This is a genomic window from Cellulomonas sp. NPDC058312 (assembly GCF_042880135.1).
In the GTDB taxonomy this organism is placed as follows: Bacteria; Actinomycetota; Actinomycetes; order Actinomycetales; family Cellulomonadaceae; genus Cellulomonas.
This window is the reverse complement of sequence record NZ_JBHVZE010000001.1, coordinates 451,652-467,622: the sequence shown is the minus strand read 5'-3', so window position 1 is coordinate 467,622 and position 15,971 is coordinate 451,652. Positions and strand designations below refer to the sequence as shown.

The following is a 15,971-nucleotide window of genomic DNA, read 5'->3' as shown; positions in this document are numbered from 1 at the left end:
ATCGCTGACCTGCGCGGATACGCCCGTGGAAGCGTTTCCACACCCGTTCGGGCGACCCGTGGCTTGACACCCCTCCCCTCCGCCCGCGAGGGTCAGGTCATGGGCGTGGAAGCGCTCCCGCACCTGGTGTTGGGAACGCTCTCACGATCGGCGCCAGCGATGGCGCTCCAGGCGCCAGCGACGGCGCCACAACGGACGCGGCGATGACGCCGCCGGATGACGAGGGAGTCAAGGTGCGCAGGAGCACGCGCAAGACGTGGGTGGCCGTGGCCGGAGCGACGGGCGTGGCCCTGCTCGCCACGGCGTGCGGCGGTGGGTCGTCGGACGACGCCGCCGGCGACGAGGACGGCGGGAAGGTCACGCTGACCATCTCGACGTTCAACCAGTTCGGCTACGAGGACCTCCTCAAGCAGTACGAGGAGGAGCACCCGAACATCACGATCGAGCACAACAAGTTCGGGAAGTCCGACGACGCCAAGGAGCAGTTCCAGACGGCGCTCGGCGCCGGCTCGGGCCTCGCGGACGTCGTGGGCGCCGAGGTCGACTGGATGCCGCAGATCATCCAGTACTCGGACCAGTTCGTGGACCTGACCAGCGACTCCGTCGACGGTCGCTGGAACCAGTGGACCCTGGACCAGGCGACGTCGCAGGACGGCGCCCTGCTCGGCTACCCCACCGACATCGGCCCCGAGGCCATCGCCTACCGCGCCGACCTGTTCGCCGCCGCCGGCCTGCCGACGGACCGCGAGGCGGTCGCCGACCTCTTCGGCGGCGACGACGCCACCTGGGACGACTTCTTCGCCGTCGGCGACCAGTTCATGGCCGCGGGCACCGGCCCGGCGTTCTTCGACTCGGCCGACGCGATCGCCCAGGGCATGATCAACCAGGTCGAGGTGCCCTTCGAGGACCCCGACTCCGGCGAGATCATCGCGCTCGACAACCCCGAGATCCGCGACATCTACGACACGATCCTGTCGCACGGCAACCAGTCCGCCGGTCTCAAGCAGTGGGAGACCGACTGGACCAACGCCTTCCAGAGCAACGGCTTCGCGGTCGCGCTCGCCCCGGCCTGGTTCCTCGGCAACATCGAGGGCAACGCGGCCGGCGTCGAGGGCTGGGACATCGCCAACGTCTTCCCCGGCGGCGGCGGCAACTGGGGCGGCTCGTTCCTGACCGTCCCGACGATGTCGGAGCACCCGGAGGAGGCCAAGGCGCTCGCCGACTGGCTGACCGCCCCCGAGCAGCAGCTCAAGGCGTTCGCGGTGAACGGCAACTTCCCGAGCCAGATCGACGCGCAGAAGTCGGACGAGCTCCAGGGCATGACCCGCGAGTTCTTCAACAACGCCCCCACCGGCGCGATCTACACGGACCGCTCCGCGGGCATCTCGACCCAGCCGTTCAAGGGCGAGAACTACTTCACCGTCCGCAACGGCCTGTCCGACGCCTTCAACCGCGTCGACGTCGACAAGTCGATGACGCCCGAGGAGTCCTGGAAGGGCTTCGAGGACGCGGTCGCCGCGATCGGCTGACCCTCCGGGCCGGGCCGTCGGGACACCCCGGCGGCCCGGCCCGTCGCGCGCGGCCCGTCGCGCGCCCGCTCGACCCCGCAGTCCCACCCCGCACGAAGGAACACGATGGCCACCCAGACGGCGCCCCCGGTGGGCGCGGCACCGCGCAGCGGTGACGACCGCCCACCCCGCAAGATCGGCTTCCGGCAGACGCTGGGCCGCTGGGACGTGAAGGTCTCGCCCTACCTGTACATCTCGCCGTTCTTCCTGCTGTTCGCCGTCGTCGGCCTGTTCCCGCTGCTCTACACCGGCTGGGTCTCGCTGCACGAGTGGAGCCTCATCGGCGGCAAGGGCGAGTTCGTCGGGTTCGACAACTTCACCTTCGTGCTCGGCCAGACCTTCTTCTGGAAGGCGCTGCGCAACACGCTGAGCATCTTCCTGCTGTCGACCGTCCCCCAGGTCATCGCCGCCCTCGTGATCGCCGCGATGCTGGACGCGAACCTGCGGGCCAAGACGTTCTGGCGGATGGGCGTCCTGCTCCCCTACGTCGTCGCCCCCGTGGCCGTCGGCCTGGTGTTCTCGCAGATGTTCGCCGACGGCTCCGGCATGATCAACACGATCCTCGGCCACATCGGCATCGACCCGATCGGCTGGCACAAGGACGCGCTCGCGTCGCACCTCGCCATCTCCTCGATGGTGAACTTCCGCTGGACCGGCTACAACGCGCTGATCCTGCTGGCCGCGATGCAGGCGATCCCCCGCGACCTGTACGAGGCCGCCACGCTCGACGGCGCCAACCGGCTGCGGCAGTTCTTCTCCATCACCGTCCCGATGGTCCGACCCACGATGATCTTCGTGATCCTGACGTCGACCATCGGCGGCCTGCAGATCTTCGACGAGCCGCGCATGTACGACGCGACCGGCCTCGGCGGCTCCAACGGCCAGTGGAAGACCGTCACGCTCTACCTGTACGAGCTCGGCTGGAACAAGCAGCAGCTCGGACGCGCGGCGGCGGTCGCCTGGCTGCTGTTCCTGATCATCATCCTGTTCGCGCTGCTCAACAACTGGCTGACGCGACGGATCGCGTCGGCGGACGACATGAGCCGCTCCGCCAAGGCCGCCCGGAAGCAGACGCGCCGCAACGGCCGCGAGCTCACCCGCCGCGTCAAGCAGACGTCCGACGCCGCGGTCACCGCCGCGGCCCCGATCGAGGTGGATCCCCGATGAGCGCCCCGTCCATCCCCGTCATCGAGCAGACCGCCGGCAAGGGCGCGGCGCGCGCGGCGGCCCGCAAGCGCGGCCGCGGCGGCAACGGCGGCGGCGCCGACCGGCGTCCGGGCTGGGTGACCTACCTGGTCCTCGGCGCGTTCGTGCTGATCTCCGCGTACCCGCTGTACTTCACGTTCCAGCTGGCGTCCTCGACGTCCGCGGAGGTCGCGCAGAACCCGATCCCGGCGTTCCTGCCGGGCGGGCACTTCCTCGACAACCTGCAGCGCGTGTTCGACGCCGACATCGACCTGGTGCGTGCCACCGGCAACTCGCTGGTCGTGGCGCTGGTGACCAGCGCGTCCGTGGTGTTCTTCTCCACGCTCGCCGGGTACTCGTTCTCCAAGCTGCGGTTCAAGGGCCGCGGCCCGCTGCTGGTGTTCGTCATCGCGACGATGGCCGTGCCGACCCAGCTCGGCGTCGTGCCGCTCTACATCGTGATGCGCCAGCTCGGCCTCACCGGCAACCTGCTGGCGGTGATCCTGCCGGCGCTGGTCACCGCGTTCGGCGTGTTCTGGATGACCCAGTACCTCGACTCCGCGCTCCCCTACGAGCTCATCGAGGCCGCCCGCGTGGACGGCGCGTCGATGTTCCGGACGTTCTGGTCGGTCGCGCTGCCGGCCGCCCGGCCCGCCGCCGCGATGCTCGCGCTGTTCACCTTCATCACGTCGTGGACGAACTTCTTCTGGCCGTCGATCGTCCTCGGCACCCAGAACCCCACGCTGCCGGTGGCGCTGAAGCTGCTGCAGGCCGGGTTCTTCCAGGACCTGCCGCTGATCATGGCGGGCGTCGTCCTGTCGATCATCCCGCTGCTCCTGCTGTTCCTGGTCGCCGGTCGCCAGCTCGTCGCCGGCATCATGGCCGGGGCCGTCAAGGGCTGACCGTTACGCTTCCGCGCGGGGGCCCGGACCCGGGTCCCCGCGCACCAGCGGCGAGCCGTGGGCCCGTGCCCCCGCCCGGCCACCCGTCATCCCAGCAAGGGGGCGATCCACCGTGATCGACCAGACTGTCCCGTCGACGACCGCGCCCACCCTCGAGCAGGTCGCCGAGCGCGCCGGCGTCTCGCGGTCCACCGCGTCCCGCGCGATCAACGGCGGCCTGCGCGTGTCCCCCGAGGCGATGGAGTCCGTCGCCGCCGCGGTCGCCGAGCTCGGCTACACGCCGAACCGTGCCGCGCGGTCCCTGGTGACCCGGCGCACCGAGTCCGTCGCCCTCGTCGTGCCCGAGCCCGACGAGCGCGTGCTGTCCGACCCGTTCTTCGCGGGCGTGCTCAACGGCGTCTCCACCCCGCTCGCGCAGTCCGACCTGCAGCTGCTGCTCATCATCGCGCGGCCCGGCGAGTCCGAGCGGACCGCCCGCTACCTGCGCGCCGGGCACGTCGACGGCGCGATCGTCGTGTCCCACCACCGAGACGACTCCATCGACCGCGCCCTGCAGGGCTCGGGGCTGCCGACCGTGTTCATCGGCCGTCCGCTGGCCGGCGGCGAGACAGCCGCCGTGGTCGACACCGACAACGTGCGCGGCGGGCGCCTCGCCACGGAGCACCTGATCGGCCTCGGCCGCCGGCGGATCGGCACGATCACCGGGCCCGCGGACATGTCCGCGGGCATCGACCGGCTCGCCGGGTGGCGCGCCGCGCTCACCGAGGCGGGTCTGCCCGACGACGCCGTCGTGCACGGCGACTTCACCGTCGACGGCGGTGCGGCGGGCGTCCGCGAGCTGCTCGAGCGGCACCCCGACCTGGACGCGGTGTTCATCGCCTCCGACCTGATGGCCGCGGGTGCGCTGCCCGTGCTCGCCGAGCTGGGTCGGGACGTGCCCGGGGACGTCGCGGTCGTCGGCTACGACAACTCCGGCCTGGCCACCACCACGAAGCCGAACCTCACGACGGTGACCCAGCCGGTCATCGCGATGGCCCGCGCCGCCGGCGAGGAGCTGGTCGCCCAGCTCCAGGGCCGCGAGCCGCGCCGCGACCCGCACATCTTCGAGCCGGAGCTCGTCATCCGCGGCTCCGCCTGACCCGCCGGTCAGCCCCGCCCCGCGAGGGCGCACGAGACACCACGAGGGCGTACTCCGTGGAGTACGCCCTCGTGGTGTCGGATCCGCCCTCGCGGGTGCGGTCAGCGGGTGCGGTCAGCGGGTGCGGTCGATGTGGCCGAAGCGGTGCCGGGTGCGGCTGACCGCCTGCTCGCGGACGACCGTCATCAGCTCGCGTCGGGCGCTCGCGACGACCGGGGCGTCCAGGACGGTGACCTCGCCGGTGCGCAGGACCGCCGCGGCGCGCAGGCCGGGGGCGGTGCCGACCACGCGGACCCGCCCGGTGACCTCGCCCGCGACGACCCGGGCGGCGAACGCGTCGTCCGGCTCGTCAGAGGCCCGGCTGACGGTGACCGGCACCCCGACGGTCCGGGCGGCGCCGAGCACGCGCGCCAGGTCGCGGTCCCGGGCGTCGGCGCCGACCCGCACGGTCAGGTGCGGCACGGGGCGGTGCCGCAGCGTGTTCTCCTCCGCGGCCAGGCCGGTGGGGTCGCGGTCGACGCCGAGCTCGTCCTGCCACACCCGGGCGTCGTCGCGCTGCGCCCACGCGAGCCACGCGTCGTCGTCCAGCGCGGCCACGTCGTCGGCGTCCACCCAGGTGCCGAGCTGCGCGACGTAGGACGGGCCGCCGGCCTTGGCGCCGGGTCCGACGACGGACGCCTTCCAGCCACCGAACGGCTGGCGCTGCACGACCGCCCCCGTGATGTGCCGGTTGACGTAGGCGTTGCCCACCTCGACCCGCTCGAGCCAGTGCGCGATCTCGGCCTCGTCCAGCGAGTGCAGGCCGCCGGTCAGCCCGAGCGCGACCTGGTTCTGCACCGCGATCGCCTCGTCCAGGGTGTCGACCCGGATCACGCCGAGCACGGGCCCGAAGCACTCCGTCAGGTGGAACCACGACCCGGGGCGCACGCCGTGCTTCACGCCCGGCGTCCACAGCCGGCCCTCGTCGTCGAGCCGGCGCGGCCGCACCAGCCAGCCCTCGCCCTCGTCCAGCGTGGTCAGCGCCCGCAGCAGCCTGCCCGACGCGGGCTCGACCAGCGGGCCCATCGCGGTGCCGAGGTCGTCCGACCAGCCGACCCGCAGCGAGGTGACCGCGTCCGCGAGCTGCCGGCGCAGCCGGTCGGACGTCCCGGCCGAGCCGACGAGGATCGCCAGCGACGCCGCCGAGCACTTCTGCCCCGCGTGCCCGAACGCCGACCGCACGAGGTCCGCGACGGCGAGGTCGACGTCGGCGGACGGGGTGATGACCAGCGCGTTCTTGCCCGACGTCTCCGCGAGCACGTCGAGGTCGGGCCGCCAGCCGGCGAACAGCTGCGCGGTCTCCAACGAGCCGGTCAGCAGCACCCGCGCGACGTCGGGGTGCGTCACGAGGCGCCGGCCGACCTCGCCCTCGGGCGACAGCACGACCTGGAGCGCCGGCTCGGTGACGCCGGCCGCGTCGAGCGCGCCCTGCACGGCGGCCATCGCCACCCGGACGCACCGCGGGGTCTGGGGCGCGGGCTTGACCAGCACCGGGGACCCGGCCGCGAGCGCCGCGAGCGTCGAGCCGACCGGGATCGCGACCGGGAAGTTCCACGGCGGGGTGACGACGGTGACGCCGTGCGGCGTGAACCGTGCGCCGGCGACGCGGCCGTCCGCGAGGTCCTCGGCGCGGTCGGCGTAGTACCGGGCGAAGTCCACGGCCTCGCTGACCTCGGGGTCGGCCTCGGCGACGGTCTTGCCGCCCTCGTGCACCATCGTCGCGACCAGGTCGCCGCGGGCGGCCTCGAGCGCGTCGGCGGCGCGGCGCAGCACCTCGGCGCGCTCGGCGGGGGTCCGGGCGGACCACACGGGCGCGGCGGCGGCGGCGCGGGCCACGACGGCGTCGACCTCGGCGGTGGTGGCGACCTCGACGGCCCCGGCGGGCGGCTCGACGTCGTGCGCCACGAGCCCCGCGGCCCAGGCCCGGGACTCGGCGACGGCCGGGTCGGTGTCGGCGGCGTTGCGGAACGCGCCGGGCAGCACCTCGTGCACGGACTCGGCCCGCGGCAGCCGGCGACGCTCGGTGGGCACGGCCTCGGCGTCGTGCACCGAGGCGAGGAACGCGCGCTCCTGCCCGCCGATCCCGCGGTCGGGGTCGGGCACCTCGCCCTCGGCGAACAGCGCGTGCAGGAAGTTCTGGTGGGCGGAGTTCTCCTCCAGCCGGCGCACCAGGTAGGAGATCGCGACGTCGAAGTCCTGCTTCGCGACGACCGGCGTGTACAGGAGCACCTGGCCGACCTCGCGCTGCACGGCGCGGGCCTGCGCCGGCGCCATGCCCTGCAGCATCTCGACGTCGAGCGCCTCGGTCACGCCGCGCGCCTCCGCGAGCAGGTGCGCGTACGCGACGTGGAACAGGTTGTGGCTGGCGACGCCGACCCGCAGGGCGCCGGTGCGGTCGGGGTCGAGGGCCCGGCGCACGAGCCGGACGTAGTGCGCGTCGACCTCGGGCTTGTCGGCGTACGGCGCCTGCTCCCAGTCGTGCAGCTCGGCCTCGACCTGCTCCATCGCGAGGTTCGCGCCCTTGACCAGGCGGACCTTGAGCCGGGCACCGCCGGCCGCGACCCGGCGGCGGGCGATCGCGGTGATCTCCTCGAGCGCGGCGGAGGTGTCGGGCAGGTACGCCTGGAGCACGATGCCGAGCTCGTGGTGCCGGACGGCAGGGTCGGAGACGAGCTCGTCGAACACCCGGACGGTCAGCGCGAGGTCGCGGTACTCCTCCATGTCGAGGTTGACGAACGTGCCGGACTCCGCCGCTGCCCGGTACAGGGGGCGCAGCCGCTGCACGACGCGCCGGACGCTGCCCTCGGTGTCCCAGGTGGACAGCTGGCTGGCGACCGCGGACACCTTGACCGACACGTAGTCCACGTCGGGGCGCGCGACCAGCTCGGCGACGCGCTGCAACCGCCGGTTCGCCTCGTCCTCCCCGAGCACGGCCTCGCCCAGCAGGTTGAGGTTGAGCCGGAACCCGTCGCGGCGCGCGCGGGCGATGTGGCCCGCCAGCCCGGGGCCGGCGTCCGCGACGAGGTGGCCGACGAGCTGACGCAGCCGGATCCGGGCCGCGGGGACGACCGCCGCGGGCAGCACCGGGGCGACGCGGGCGCCCACCCCCAGCAGCACGCGGTCGACGGCGCCGAGGAACCCGGCGGCGTCCGCGGCCCGGTCGCCCAGGTCCGCGAGCTCCGCGGCGGCGACCCGCACGTCCTGCGGGCGGGCCACCCGGTCGACGAACCGCACCGCGAGTTCGAGGCCCGCCGGGTCGGCGACCAGCGCGGCGAGCCGGCCCGTGGCGCGGCGCTCGGCCGGGGTCTCGTCGGCGGCGGTGGCCGACATCCAGCGGCGGGCCAGGTGCACGGCGGCGGCGGTGAGCTCGGCGTCGGCAGCGGCGGGCACGGAGTCCGGCGCGGGGCTGCCGGGGCGCGCGGCGGGGGCCGCGGGGTCGGTCGTCGTCATGGCGGGATCCTTCCCTGGCGGGCCGGGGCGCGTCTTGCACCGATCACGCGGGCCACGGCCCCGGATCCGTGACACGTGCGCGTCATCCGCACCGCCTACGCTGCCTGCGACATGGCACGCCGTCCACCGCTCACGACCGCCGCCTCCCCGGAGGCCGGCGCGCTGCTGCGCGCCCTCACCCCGGCGCTGCTGCGCCTGTGCGACGACCTGACCGGCACGATGTTCTGCGCCAAGGACGTCACCGGCCGGTACGTCGTCGTCAACGAGGCGTTCGTGCGCCGCACCCCCGAGCGGTCGCGGCGGGCGGTGGTCGGGCGCACCGCGAGCGAGCTGTTCGAGCCGCACCTCGCGGAGCGGTACGACGCCCAGGACCGGGACGTGCTCGCGGACGGGCGCTCGATGCACCGGGAGCTCGAGCTGATCCGCCGGCCCGGCGGTCCGCCCGGGTGGTACCTGTCGTCCAAGGTCCCGGTCCGGGACGACGCGGGCGCCGTGGTCGGGCTGGTGAGCATCTCCCAGGCCCTGCGCGCGGGCGACGCCGACCCCGCGACCGTGGCCGCGCTGTCCCGCGTCGCGGCGTTCGTGCAGGCCAGGCTCGCGACGCCGCCGACGGTCGCGGAGCTCGCCGCGGCCGCGGGCTGCTCGACGTCCACGCTCGACCGCCGGGTGCGCCGGGTGTACGCGCTGTCGCCCCAGCAGTACGTGCTGCGGGCGCGGGTCGACCACGCCGCGGCGCTGCTCGGGGGCGGGGACCTGCCGCTGGCCGAGGTCGCGGCCGCCGCCGGGTTCTACGACCAGGCGTCGTTCACGCGGACGTTCGGGCGGCTGACCGGCGAGACCCCGGCCCAGTTCCGCCGCGCCGCGCGCACCGCCCCGACCCCCGTGGCGCCCGCGGCCGACCCGCTGCCGTGGCCGCGTCCGGCGGCCTGGGACACGATGGAGCCATGACAGCTGACCGTCCGACCCCCACCGTCCAGCTCCCCGGCGGCGCGATGCCGCTGCTCGGCCTCGGCACCTGGCAGTCCGAGGGCACCGACGCCGAACGCGCCGTCATCGCCGCCCTCGAGCTCGGCTACACGCACGTCGACACCGCCACCGGGTACGGCAACGAGGCCGAGGTCGGCCGCGCGCTCGCCGCCGTCGGCATCGACCGGGACGCCGTGTTCGTCACCACCAAGCTCCCGCCGGACCACGCGGGCCGCGAGCGCCAGACGCTGATGGAGTCGCTCGCGCACCTCGGCACCGACCACCTGGACCTGTGGCTGATCCACTGGCCGCCGCACAAGCAGGCGACGCCCGCGACGTGGGAGCAGTTGATCGCCGCCCGTGACGAGGGCCTGGTCCGGTCGATCGGCGTCTCGAACTACTCGGTGGCGCAGATCGACGAGCTGATCGCCGCGACCGGCGAGGCCCCCGCCGTGAACCAGATCCCGTGGAGCCCGACCGACTGGGACGCCGCGCTGGTCGCCGAGCACGAGGCCCGCGGCGTCCGGATCGAGGGGTACAGCGCGTTCAAGCGCACCGACCTCGACCACCCGGTGCTCACCGAGGTCGCCGCCGCGCACGACGCCAGCACCCGCCAGGTCGTCCTGGCGTGGCACCTCGCGCACGAGGTCGTCGTCATCCCGAAGTCGACCAGCCGCGAGCGGATCGAGCACAATCTCGCCGCGCTGGACCTGACGCTGACCGCCGACGAGGTCGCGCGGATCGACGGCCTGGGCGGCGCGTGACCGACCCGGCACCCGCACCCGCCGCCCCGCCGGGCCGTCGCGCCCGGCGGGTGGCGGAGCGCGGGCGGCAGCAAGGCGGGCGGCGGCAGGGCGGGCGGCGGCAGGGCGGCGAGGGCCGCGGGGCCGGGCGCGCCCGCGTCGTGGTCGCGTCGGCGACGAGCACCCTGCTCGTCGCCGCCGTGGCGGTCGCCGGCGTCCAGCTGCACGCGGGTCGGGAGCGGGCCGCCGAGGCCGAGCGCACCGCCGTGGCCCTCGGGCTGCAGGCCGAGCTGGCCGCGCAGGAGGACGCGTTCCTGACCGACCGCGGGCGCGCCGCGCTCCTGGACGCGTCGCTGCGCTCGTCCGACACCGCCCGGGCGGCACGCGAGCAGGCTGCCGCCGAGGCCGCCGCCGCGCAGGCCGCCGCCGAGGCCGAGGCCGCACGCGTCGCCGAGGAGCAGGCCGCCGCGGAGGCCGCCGCGCAGGCCCAGGCCGCCCGCGACGCCGCGGCGAAGCCCGGCTCCTCCGGGACCGCCGGCGCCCCCGGCATCGCCGGCTACCGCGACGGCCGCCCCGTCGACGCCGCGGGGAACGTCCTGTGGGTGACGTCCGTGCCCACCGCCGGCGGCGACGGCTCGAACGGCCACCTGCCGATGTCGGCGATGTGCCAGATCCCGTGGGGCACCGACCAGCTCGGGTTCGCCCAGTACCTGCGGTGCGACGCCGCCGACGCGCTCACCGCGCTGAACGACGCGTTCACCGCCGCGTTCGGCGCGCCGCTCGACCTCGACCTGACCTACCGGTCCTACGACGACCAGGTCGCGATGAAGGCCGCGTTCGGAGGGCTCGCCGCCGCGCCGGGCACGTCGTCGCACGGCCTCGGTACCGCGCTCGACGTCCAGGAGTGGCCCGGCACCTACGGGTTCGGCACCGCCCGGTACGACTGGCTGGTCGCGAACGGCCCGACCTACGGCTGGTACGCCCCCGCGCGGGTCCGGCAGGGCCAGCCGTACGCGGAGTACTGGCACTTCGAGTACGGGCCCGGCCGCACGTCCTGAGCGGCCGGTGCCGGTGTGGCACAGTGGCCCCGACCCGGCGGCTCACCCGTGGGGGCGGCGACGAGGCCGCGCCCGGGCCGGCGGACCAGATGCCCAGGAGGCGCCTGCATGACCGCGCACGAGCCGGACCCCACCGGGACCCCCACCGGCCCCCTGACCACCGCCCTCGCCCAGCTGTCGTCCGCCGTCGAGCTGCTCGGCTACGACGAGGGCCTGCACCAGATGCTCGCCACCCCGCGCCGGGAGCTGCACGTCGCGGTCCCGCTGCGCCGTGACGACGGCCGGGTCGAGCTGCACGCCGGCTACCGGGTGCAGCACAACATCTCCCGCGGGCCCGGCAAGGGCGGCCTGCGGTACGCGCCGGGCGTGGACATCGACGAGGTGCGCGCCCTGGCGATGTGGATGACGTGGAAGTGCGCCGTGGTCGAGCTGCCCTACGGCGGCGCGAAGGGCGGCGTGGCGATCGACCCACGGGGCTACTCCCCCGCGGAGCTCGAGCGGGTCACCCGGCGGTACACCTCCGAGGTGATGCCGATCATCGGCCCGGAGCGGGACATCATGGCGCCCGACGTCGGCACCACCGAGCAGACGATGAGCTGGGTGATGGACACGTACTCGGTGAACTCCGGGTACACCATCCCCGCCGTCGTCACCGGCAAGCCGCTCGCCGTCGGCGGCTCGCTCGGCCGGGCCACCGCGACCTCCCGCGGCGTCGTGCACGCCACGGCCGCCGCGCTCGCCGACGCCGGCACCGAGCTCGCCGAGGTGACCGCCGCCGTCCAGGGGTTCGGCAAGGTGGGCTCGCACGCCGCACGGTTCCTCGCCGAGGGCGGGGCCCGGGTCGTCGCGGTCAGCGACCAGTACGGCGGCGTGCACGCACCCGGCGGGCTCGACGTCGCCGCGCTGCTCGCGCACGTCGCCGAGACCGGGTCCGTCGTGGACTTCGCCGGCGCCGACCCGATCGACAACGACGCCCTGCTGGCGCTCGACGTCGACGTCCTGATCCCCGCCGCCGTCGAGGACGTGCTCGACGAGGACACCGCCCGCACCGTCAAGGCCCGCTGGGTCGTCGAGGGCGCGAACGGCCCCACCACCAGCGCCGGCGACCGGGTGCTCGCCGAGCGCGGCATCACCGTGGTGCCGGACATCCTCGCGAACGCCGGCGGCGTGGTCGTGTCGTACTTCGAGTGGGTGCAGGCCAACCAGGCCTACTGGTGGACCGAGCGGGAGATCGAGGACCGCCTCGAGCACCGGATGCGGTCCGCGTACGCCGCGGTCGCCCAGCGGGCCCGCGCCGACGGGATCACCCTGCGGGACGCGGCGCTCGTCATCGGGGTCCGCCGGGTCGCCGAGGCGCACCAGCTGCGCGGCCTGTACCCGTGACCACCGGCCCGGGGCGACGGCCCGGCGTGTGACCCGCGACGCGGCGGAGCCGGGAAGCACCTCCCGGCCCGCCGCGTTGGCCCTGGTGTGAGCACCGACCCCCAGACCACCGCCGTCCCCCTGTCCGTCCTCGACCTGTCCCCGGTCGGGACGGGGCGCACCAGCGCGCAGGCCCTCGCCGACTCGACCGTCCTCGCGCAGCGCGCCGACGCGCTGGGCTACCGCCGGTTCTGGGTCGCGGAGCACCACTCGATGCCGGCGGTCGCGTCGACGTCCCCGGGCGTGCTGCTCGCGCACCTCGCCGCGTCGACCGAGCGGATCCGGGTCGGCTCCGGTGGCGTCATGCTGCCCAACCACCCGCCGCTGGTGATCGCCGAGCAGTTCGCGATGCTCGAGGCCCTGCACCCCGGCCGGGTCGACCTCGGCATCGGCCGCGCGCCCGGCGCGGACCCCGCCACCGCCGCCGCGCTGCGCCGCACCGTCGAGGGCCTGGGCGCTGAGGACTTCCCCGCCGAGCTGCTCGACGTCCTGCACCTGCTGGGCCAGCTGCCCGCCGGGAAGGCGCCGAGCGCCACCGCGAGCCGCCTCGCCGCGACCCCGGCACCCACCGGCACGCCGCAGGTGTGGCTGCTCGGGTCCAGCACGTTCAGCGCCCAGCTGGCCGGCGAGCTCGGGCTGCCGTTCTCCTACGCGCACCACTTCGGCACCGGCATCACCACGCAGGCAGCGGAGGTGTACCGGGCGTCGTTCCGGCCGTCCGCGGTGCTCGACGCCCCGCACCTGATGGTGTCCGCGTCCGTGATCGTCGCCGAGTCCGACGAGCGCGCCGCGTGGCTCGCCGGCCCGAGCAAGGTGATGGCCGTCCGGCTGCGTACCGGCGGTGCCCTCGCGCCGATCGAGACCCCCGAGGACGCCGAGCACCTGCTCGCGTCGCTGGACCCCGACCAGGCGCGGGACTTCTTCGCCCGGTCCCCCGGCACCCAGGTCGCGACCACCGTCGACCCCGCCGTCGAGGCCCTGCGCGAGCTGGTCCGCCGCACCGGCGCCGACGAGCTGCTGGTCACGTCCACGACCCACGACGTCGCGGACCGCGTCGCCACCCTGGAGGCCCTCGCCACCGCCTGGTGACGGGCAGGTGCGCCACAGGGGGCGGGGTGCCAGGATCGGCGGCATGGACGAGGTCGTCGGGCACACGTGGCGGTTCACCGAGCTCGCGGGGGTGGCGCTCGCCGACGGGCCCGAGCGCGCGCACCCGTCGCTGACGTTCTCCGGCGACGGCCAGGTCTACGGCACCGGCGGGGTGAACCGCCTGCGCGGGACCTGGGCGGTCGAGGACGGGCTGCTGAGGTTCGGGCCGGTGGTGACGACGCTGATGGCCGGCACGCCCGAGCACACCGCGCGCGAGCGCGTGGTGCTGGACCTGCTGGCCGGGCCGCTGCGGGCCGAGGTCGCCGACGGCGCGCTGCTGCTCACCGACGGGCAGGGGCGGGTCAGCCGCCTGCTGCCCGCCCCGCCGGAGGAGTCCGAGGTCTGACCTGCGCAGGTCGACCCCGGTGCGCCGCTCAACCCCGCGGCTGCCGCTCCGCCCACTCGGCCAGCTCGACGCGCGGGCCGGTGTAGAACGGCACCTCCTCGCGGACGTGCCGGCGCGCGCCGGTGGCCCGCAGGTCACGCATGAGGTCCACGATCCGGTGCAGCTCGTCGGCCTCGAACCCGAGGATCCACTCGTAGTCGCCGAGCGCGAACGACGACAGGGTGTTGGCCCGGACGTCGGCGTAGTCGCGGGCGGCGTGGCCGTGCTCGCGCAGGAGCTCGCGCCGCTCCTCGTCGCTGAGCAGGTACCACTCGTAGGACCGCACGAACGGGTACACGCACAGGTACGCCCCCGCCGACTCCCCCGCGAGGAACGCCGGGACGTGGCCGCGGTTGAACTCCGCCGGGCGGTGCATCGCCACGACCGACCAGACGGGCAGCAGGTGCTCGCCGAGCTCGCTGGCGCGCAGCCGGTGGAACGCCTCCTGGACGGCCTCGACGGTCGGCGCCCACCACCAGACCATGAGGTCCGCGTCGGCCCGCAGGCCCGCGACGTCGTACCAGCCGCGCACGACCAGGCCCTCGGGAGCGTCGGGCCCGGTGAGCGCGGCCAGCGCGGCGTCGACGACCCGGCGGCGCTCGGCGGCGTCGGCGGGCAGACCGGAGGACGTCTCGAAGACCGCGTACATCGCGTAGCGGATCGAGGCGTTGATCTCGTCGGCGACCTCGGGGCCGTGGCCTCCGGCGTGCTCGGTGGTGCTGGTCATCGTGCGGGTGCTCCTTCGGGGCTGTCGGTGCTTCCGGCGTGGGGCGGGACGTCGCCCGCCCCGGAGATCGCGGGGAGCCCGGTCTCGACGCCGGCGCGCTGGAAGCAGCACCCCACGGCGCAGACGTCGGGCCACGGGCCGAGGTCGCCGACGGTGACGCGCTCGGGGTCCTCGCCGCGCTCGGCGGCGGCCCGCTCGAGCAGCAGGTCGACCAGGCCGGCGACGAACGGCGCCCGGGTCGAGGCCGACCCGGCGCGCACCGCGGTGACGCCCAGCCCCTCGGCGGTGGCCATCGCCTCGGTGTCGAGGTCGTAGGCGACCTCCATGTGGTCGGAGACGAACCCGATCGGCGACATCACGAAAGCGGTGGTGCCCGCCGCGGCCCGCTCGGTGAGCACGTCGTTGACGTCGGGCTCGAGCCACGGCTGCGACGGCGGGCCGGACCGGGAGCAGAACGCCAGGCTCCACGACGGCGCCGCGCCCAGCTCGGCGGCGACCAGGTCGGCGACCTGCCGGCAGGCGTCCTCGTGCTGCGCGACGTACCCGGGGCGGGCCGCGGCGGAGCCGTCCTGCATCGCGAGCGGGATGGAGTGCGTGACGAACAGCAGCGGGGCGTCGGCCAGCAGCTCGGCGACCGGGCGGCCGGTGCGCTCGCTCAGCGTGCCGAACGCCTCGACCACCGCGTCGGCGTTCGCGCGGACGAACCCGGGGTGGTTGAAGTAGTGCCGCAGCTTGTCGACGCGCACGTCCTGCGTGCCGGGGACCTCCTCCAGCGCCGCGGCGACGTGCTCGCGGTACTGGCGGCACCCCGAGTAGGAGCCGTACGCGCTGGTCACGAGCGCGAGCACCCGGTGGGCGCCCGCGTCCCGGAGGCCGGCCAGGGCGCCGTCGGTGAACGGCTCCCAGTTCCGGTTGCCCCAGACGAGCGGGGTCTCGACGCCGCGCGCGTCCAGCTCGGCCCGCAGGGCGGCCAGCAGCGCGCGGTTCTGGTCGTTGATCGGGCTGCGCCCGCCGAACAGCGCGTAGTGCTGGCTGACCTCGACCAGGCGCTCCTCGGGGATGCCCTTGCCGCGCGTGACGTTGCGCATGAAGGGCAGCACGTCCTCGGGCTTCTCCGGTCCGCCGAACGAGAGCAGGAGCACGGCGTCGTACGGTGCGAGCGACGACGACGTCAGGGTGGGGGAAGTCACCGCGCCATCATCCCACCGACCGCCGGGACGGCCCTGTCGAGCCCGGTCG

Annotated in this window: 13 protein-coding genes; 10 read left to right on the top strand and 3 right to left on the bottom strand. The window is 74.9% G+C overall.

Annotated elements, in window-relative coordinates:
- Window positions 1-233 precede the first annotated feature (233 nt).
- The 4 genes from ACFVXN_RS02160 (at window position 234) to ACFVXN_RS02145 (ending at window position 4,793) form a co-directional block, all read left to right on the top strand.
- A complete protein-coding gene (locus ACFVXN_RS02160; RefSeq protein ID WP_389226534.1) occupies window positions 234-1,529 on the top strand; it encodes an ABC transporter substrate-binding protein in 1,296 nt (431 codons plus the stop codon).
- Window positions 1,530-1,634: 105 nt separating this feature from the next.
- On the top strand, window positions 1,635-2,735 hold the full coding sequence (locus tag ACFVXN_RS02155) for a carbohydrate ABC transporter permease (protein ID WP_389226531.1): 1,101 nt from the start codon (window positions 1,635-1,637) through the stop codon (window positions 2,733-2,735).
- A complete protein-coding gene (locus ACFVXN_RS02150; protein WP_389226528.1) occupies window positions 2,732-3,655 on the top strand; it encodes a carbohydrate ABC transporter permease in 924 nt (307 codons plus the stop codon). The genes ACFVXN_RS02155 and ACFVXN_RS02150 overlap by 4 nt, the downstream gene beginning before the upstream one ends.
- Before the next feature lie 115 nt (window positions 3,656-3,770).
- Window positions 3,771-4,793: a LacI family DNA-binding transcriptional regulator gene (locus tag ACFVXN_RS02145; RefSeq protein ID WP_389227830.1), complete on the top strand. Its 1,023-nt coding sequence runs from the start codon at window positions 3,771-3,773 to the stop codon at window positions 4,791-4,793.
- Window positions 4,794-4,907: 114 nt separating this feature from the next.
- Here ACFVXN_RS02145 and ACFVXN_RS02140 read toward each other — a convergent pair whose 3' ends face one another.
- On the bottom strand, window positions 4,908-8,282 hold the full coding sequence (locus tag ACFVXN_RS02140) for a proline dehydrogenase family protein (protein ID WP_389226525.1): 3,375 nt from the start codon (window positions 8,280-8,282) through the stop codon (window positions 4,908-4,910).
- A 111-nt stretch (window positions 8,283-8,393) separates the two neighbouring features.
- Between ACFVXN_RS02140 and ACFVXN_RS02135 the strand changes: the two genes are divergently transcribed.
- From ACFVXN_RS02135 to ACFVXN_RS02110, 6 genes are all read left to right on the top strand, one after another.
- The gene (locus ACFVXN_RS02135) at window positions 8,394-9,230 is read left to right on the top strand and encodes a helix-turn-helix domain-containing protein (protein WP_389226522.1); all 837 of its coding nucleotides are present in this window, start codon (window positions 8,394-8,396) and stop codon (window positions 9,228-9,230) included.
- On the top strand, window positions 9,227-10,012 hold the full coding sequence (locus ACFVXN_RS02130; RefSeq protein ID WP_389226519.1) for an aldo/keto reductase: 786 nt from the start codon (window positions 9,227-9,229) through the stop codon (window positions 10,010-10,012). The genes ACFVXN_RS02135 and ACFVXN_RS02130 overlap by 4 nt, the downstream gene beginning before the upstream one ends.
- A complete protein-coding gene (locus tag ACFVXN_RS02125) occupies window positions 10,009-11,049 on the top strand; it encodes a M15 family metallopeptidase (protein ID WP_389226516.1) in 1,041 nt (346 codons plus the stop codon). Before ACFVXN_RS02130 ends, ACFVXN_RS02125 begins: the two co-directional genes overlap by 4 nt.
- Before the next feature lie 108 nt (window positions 11,050-11,157).
- A complete protein-coding gene (locus ACFVXN_RS02120) occupies window positions 11,158-12,432 on the top strand; it encodes a Glu/Leu/Phe/Val dehydrogenase (RefSeq protein WP_389226513.1) in 1,275 nt (424 codons plus the stop codon).
- Between the two features lie 87 nt (window positions 12,433-12,519).
- A complete protein-coding gene (locus ACFVXN_RS02115; RefSeq protein ID WP_389226510.1) occupies window positions 12,520-13,560 on the top strand; it encodes an LLM class flavin-dependent oxidoreductase in 1,041 nt (346 codons plus the stop codon).
- Window positions 13,561-13,603: 43 nt separating this feature from the next.
- Complete coding sequence (locus ACFVXN_RS02110) at window positions 13,604-13,966, top strand: META domain-containing protein (protein ID WP_389226507.1); 363 nt, start codon at window positions 13,604-13,606, stop codon at window positions 13,964-13,966.
- A gap of 28 nt (window positions 13,967-13,994) precedes the next feature.
- On the opposite strand, the gene hemQ is transcribed toward ACFVXN_RS02110, so the two are convergent.
- Both hemQ and ACFVXN_RS02100 read right to left on the bottom strand, forming a co-directional pair.
- A complete protein-coding gene (gene hemQ, locus ACFVXN_RS02105; protein WP_389226504.1) occupies window positions 13,995-14,732 on the bottom strand; it encodes a hydrogen peroxide-dependent heme synthase in 738 nt (245 codons plus the stop codon).
- Window positions 14,729-15,922 carry a ferrochelatase gene (locus ACFVXN_RS02100; protein WP_389226501.1) on the bottom strand — a complete coding sequence of 398 codons (1,194 nt, stop codon included), beginning with the start codon at window positions 15,920-15,922 and terminating at the stop codon, window positions 14,729-14,731. Before ACFVXN_RS02100 ends, hemQ begins: the two co-directional genes overlap by 4 nt.
- Window positions 15,923-15,971: the final 49 nt, after the last annotated feature.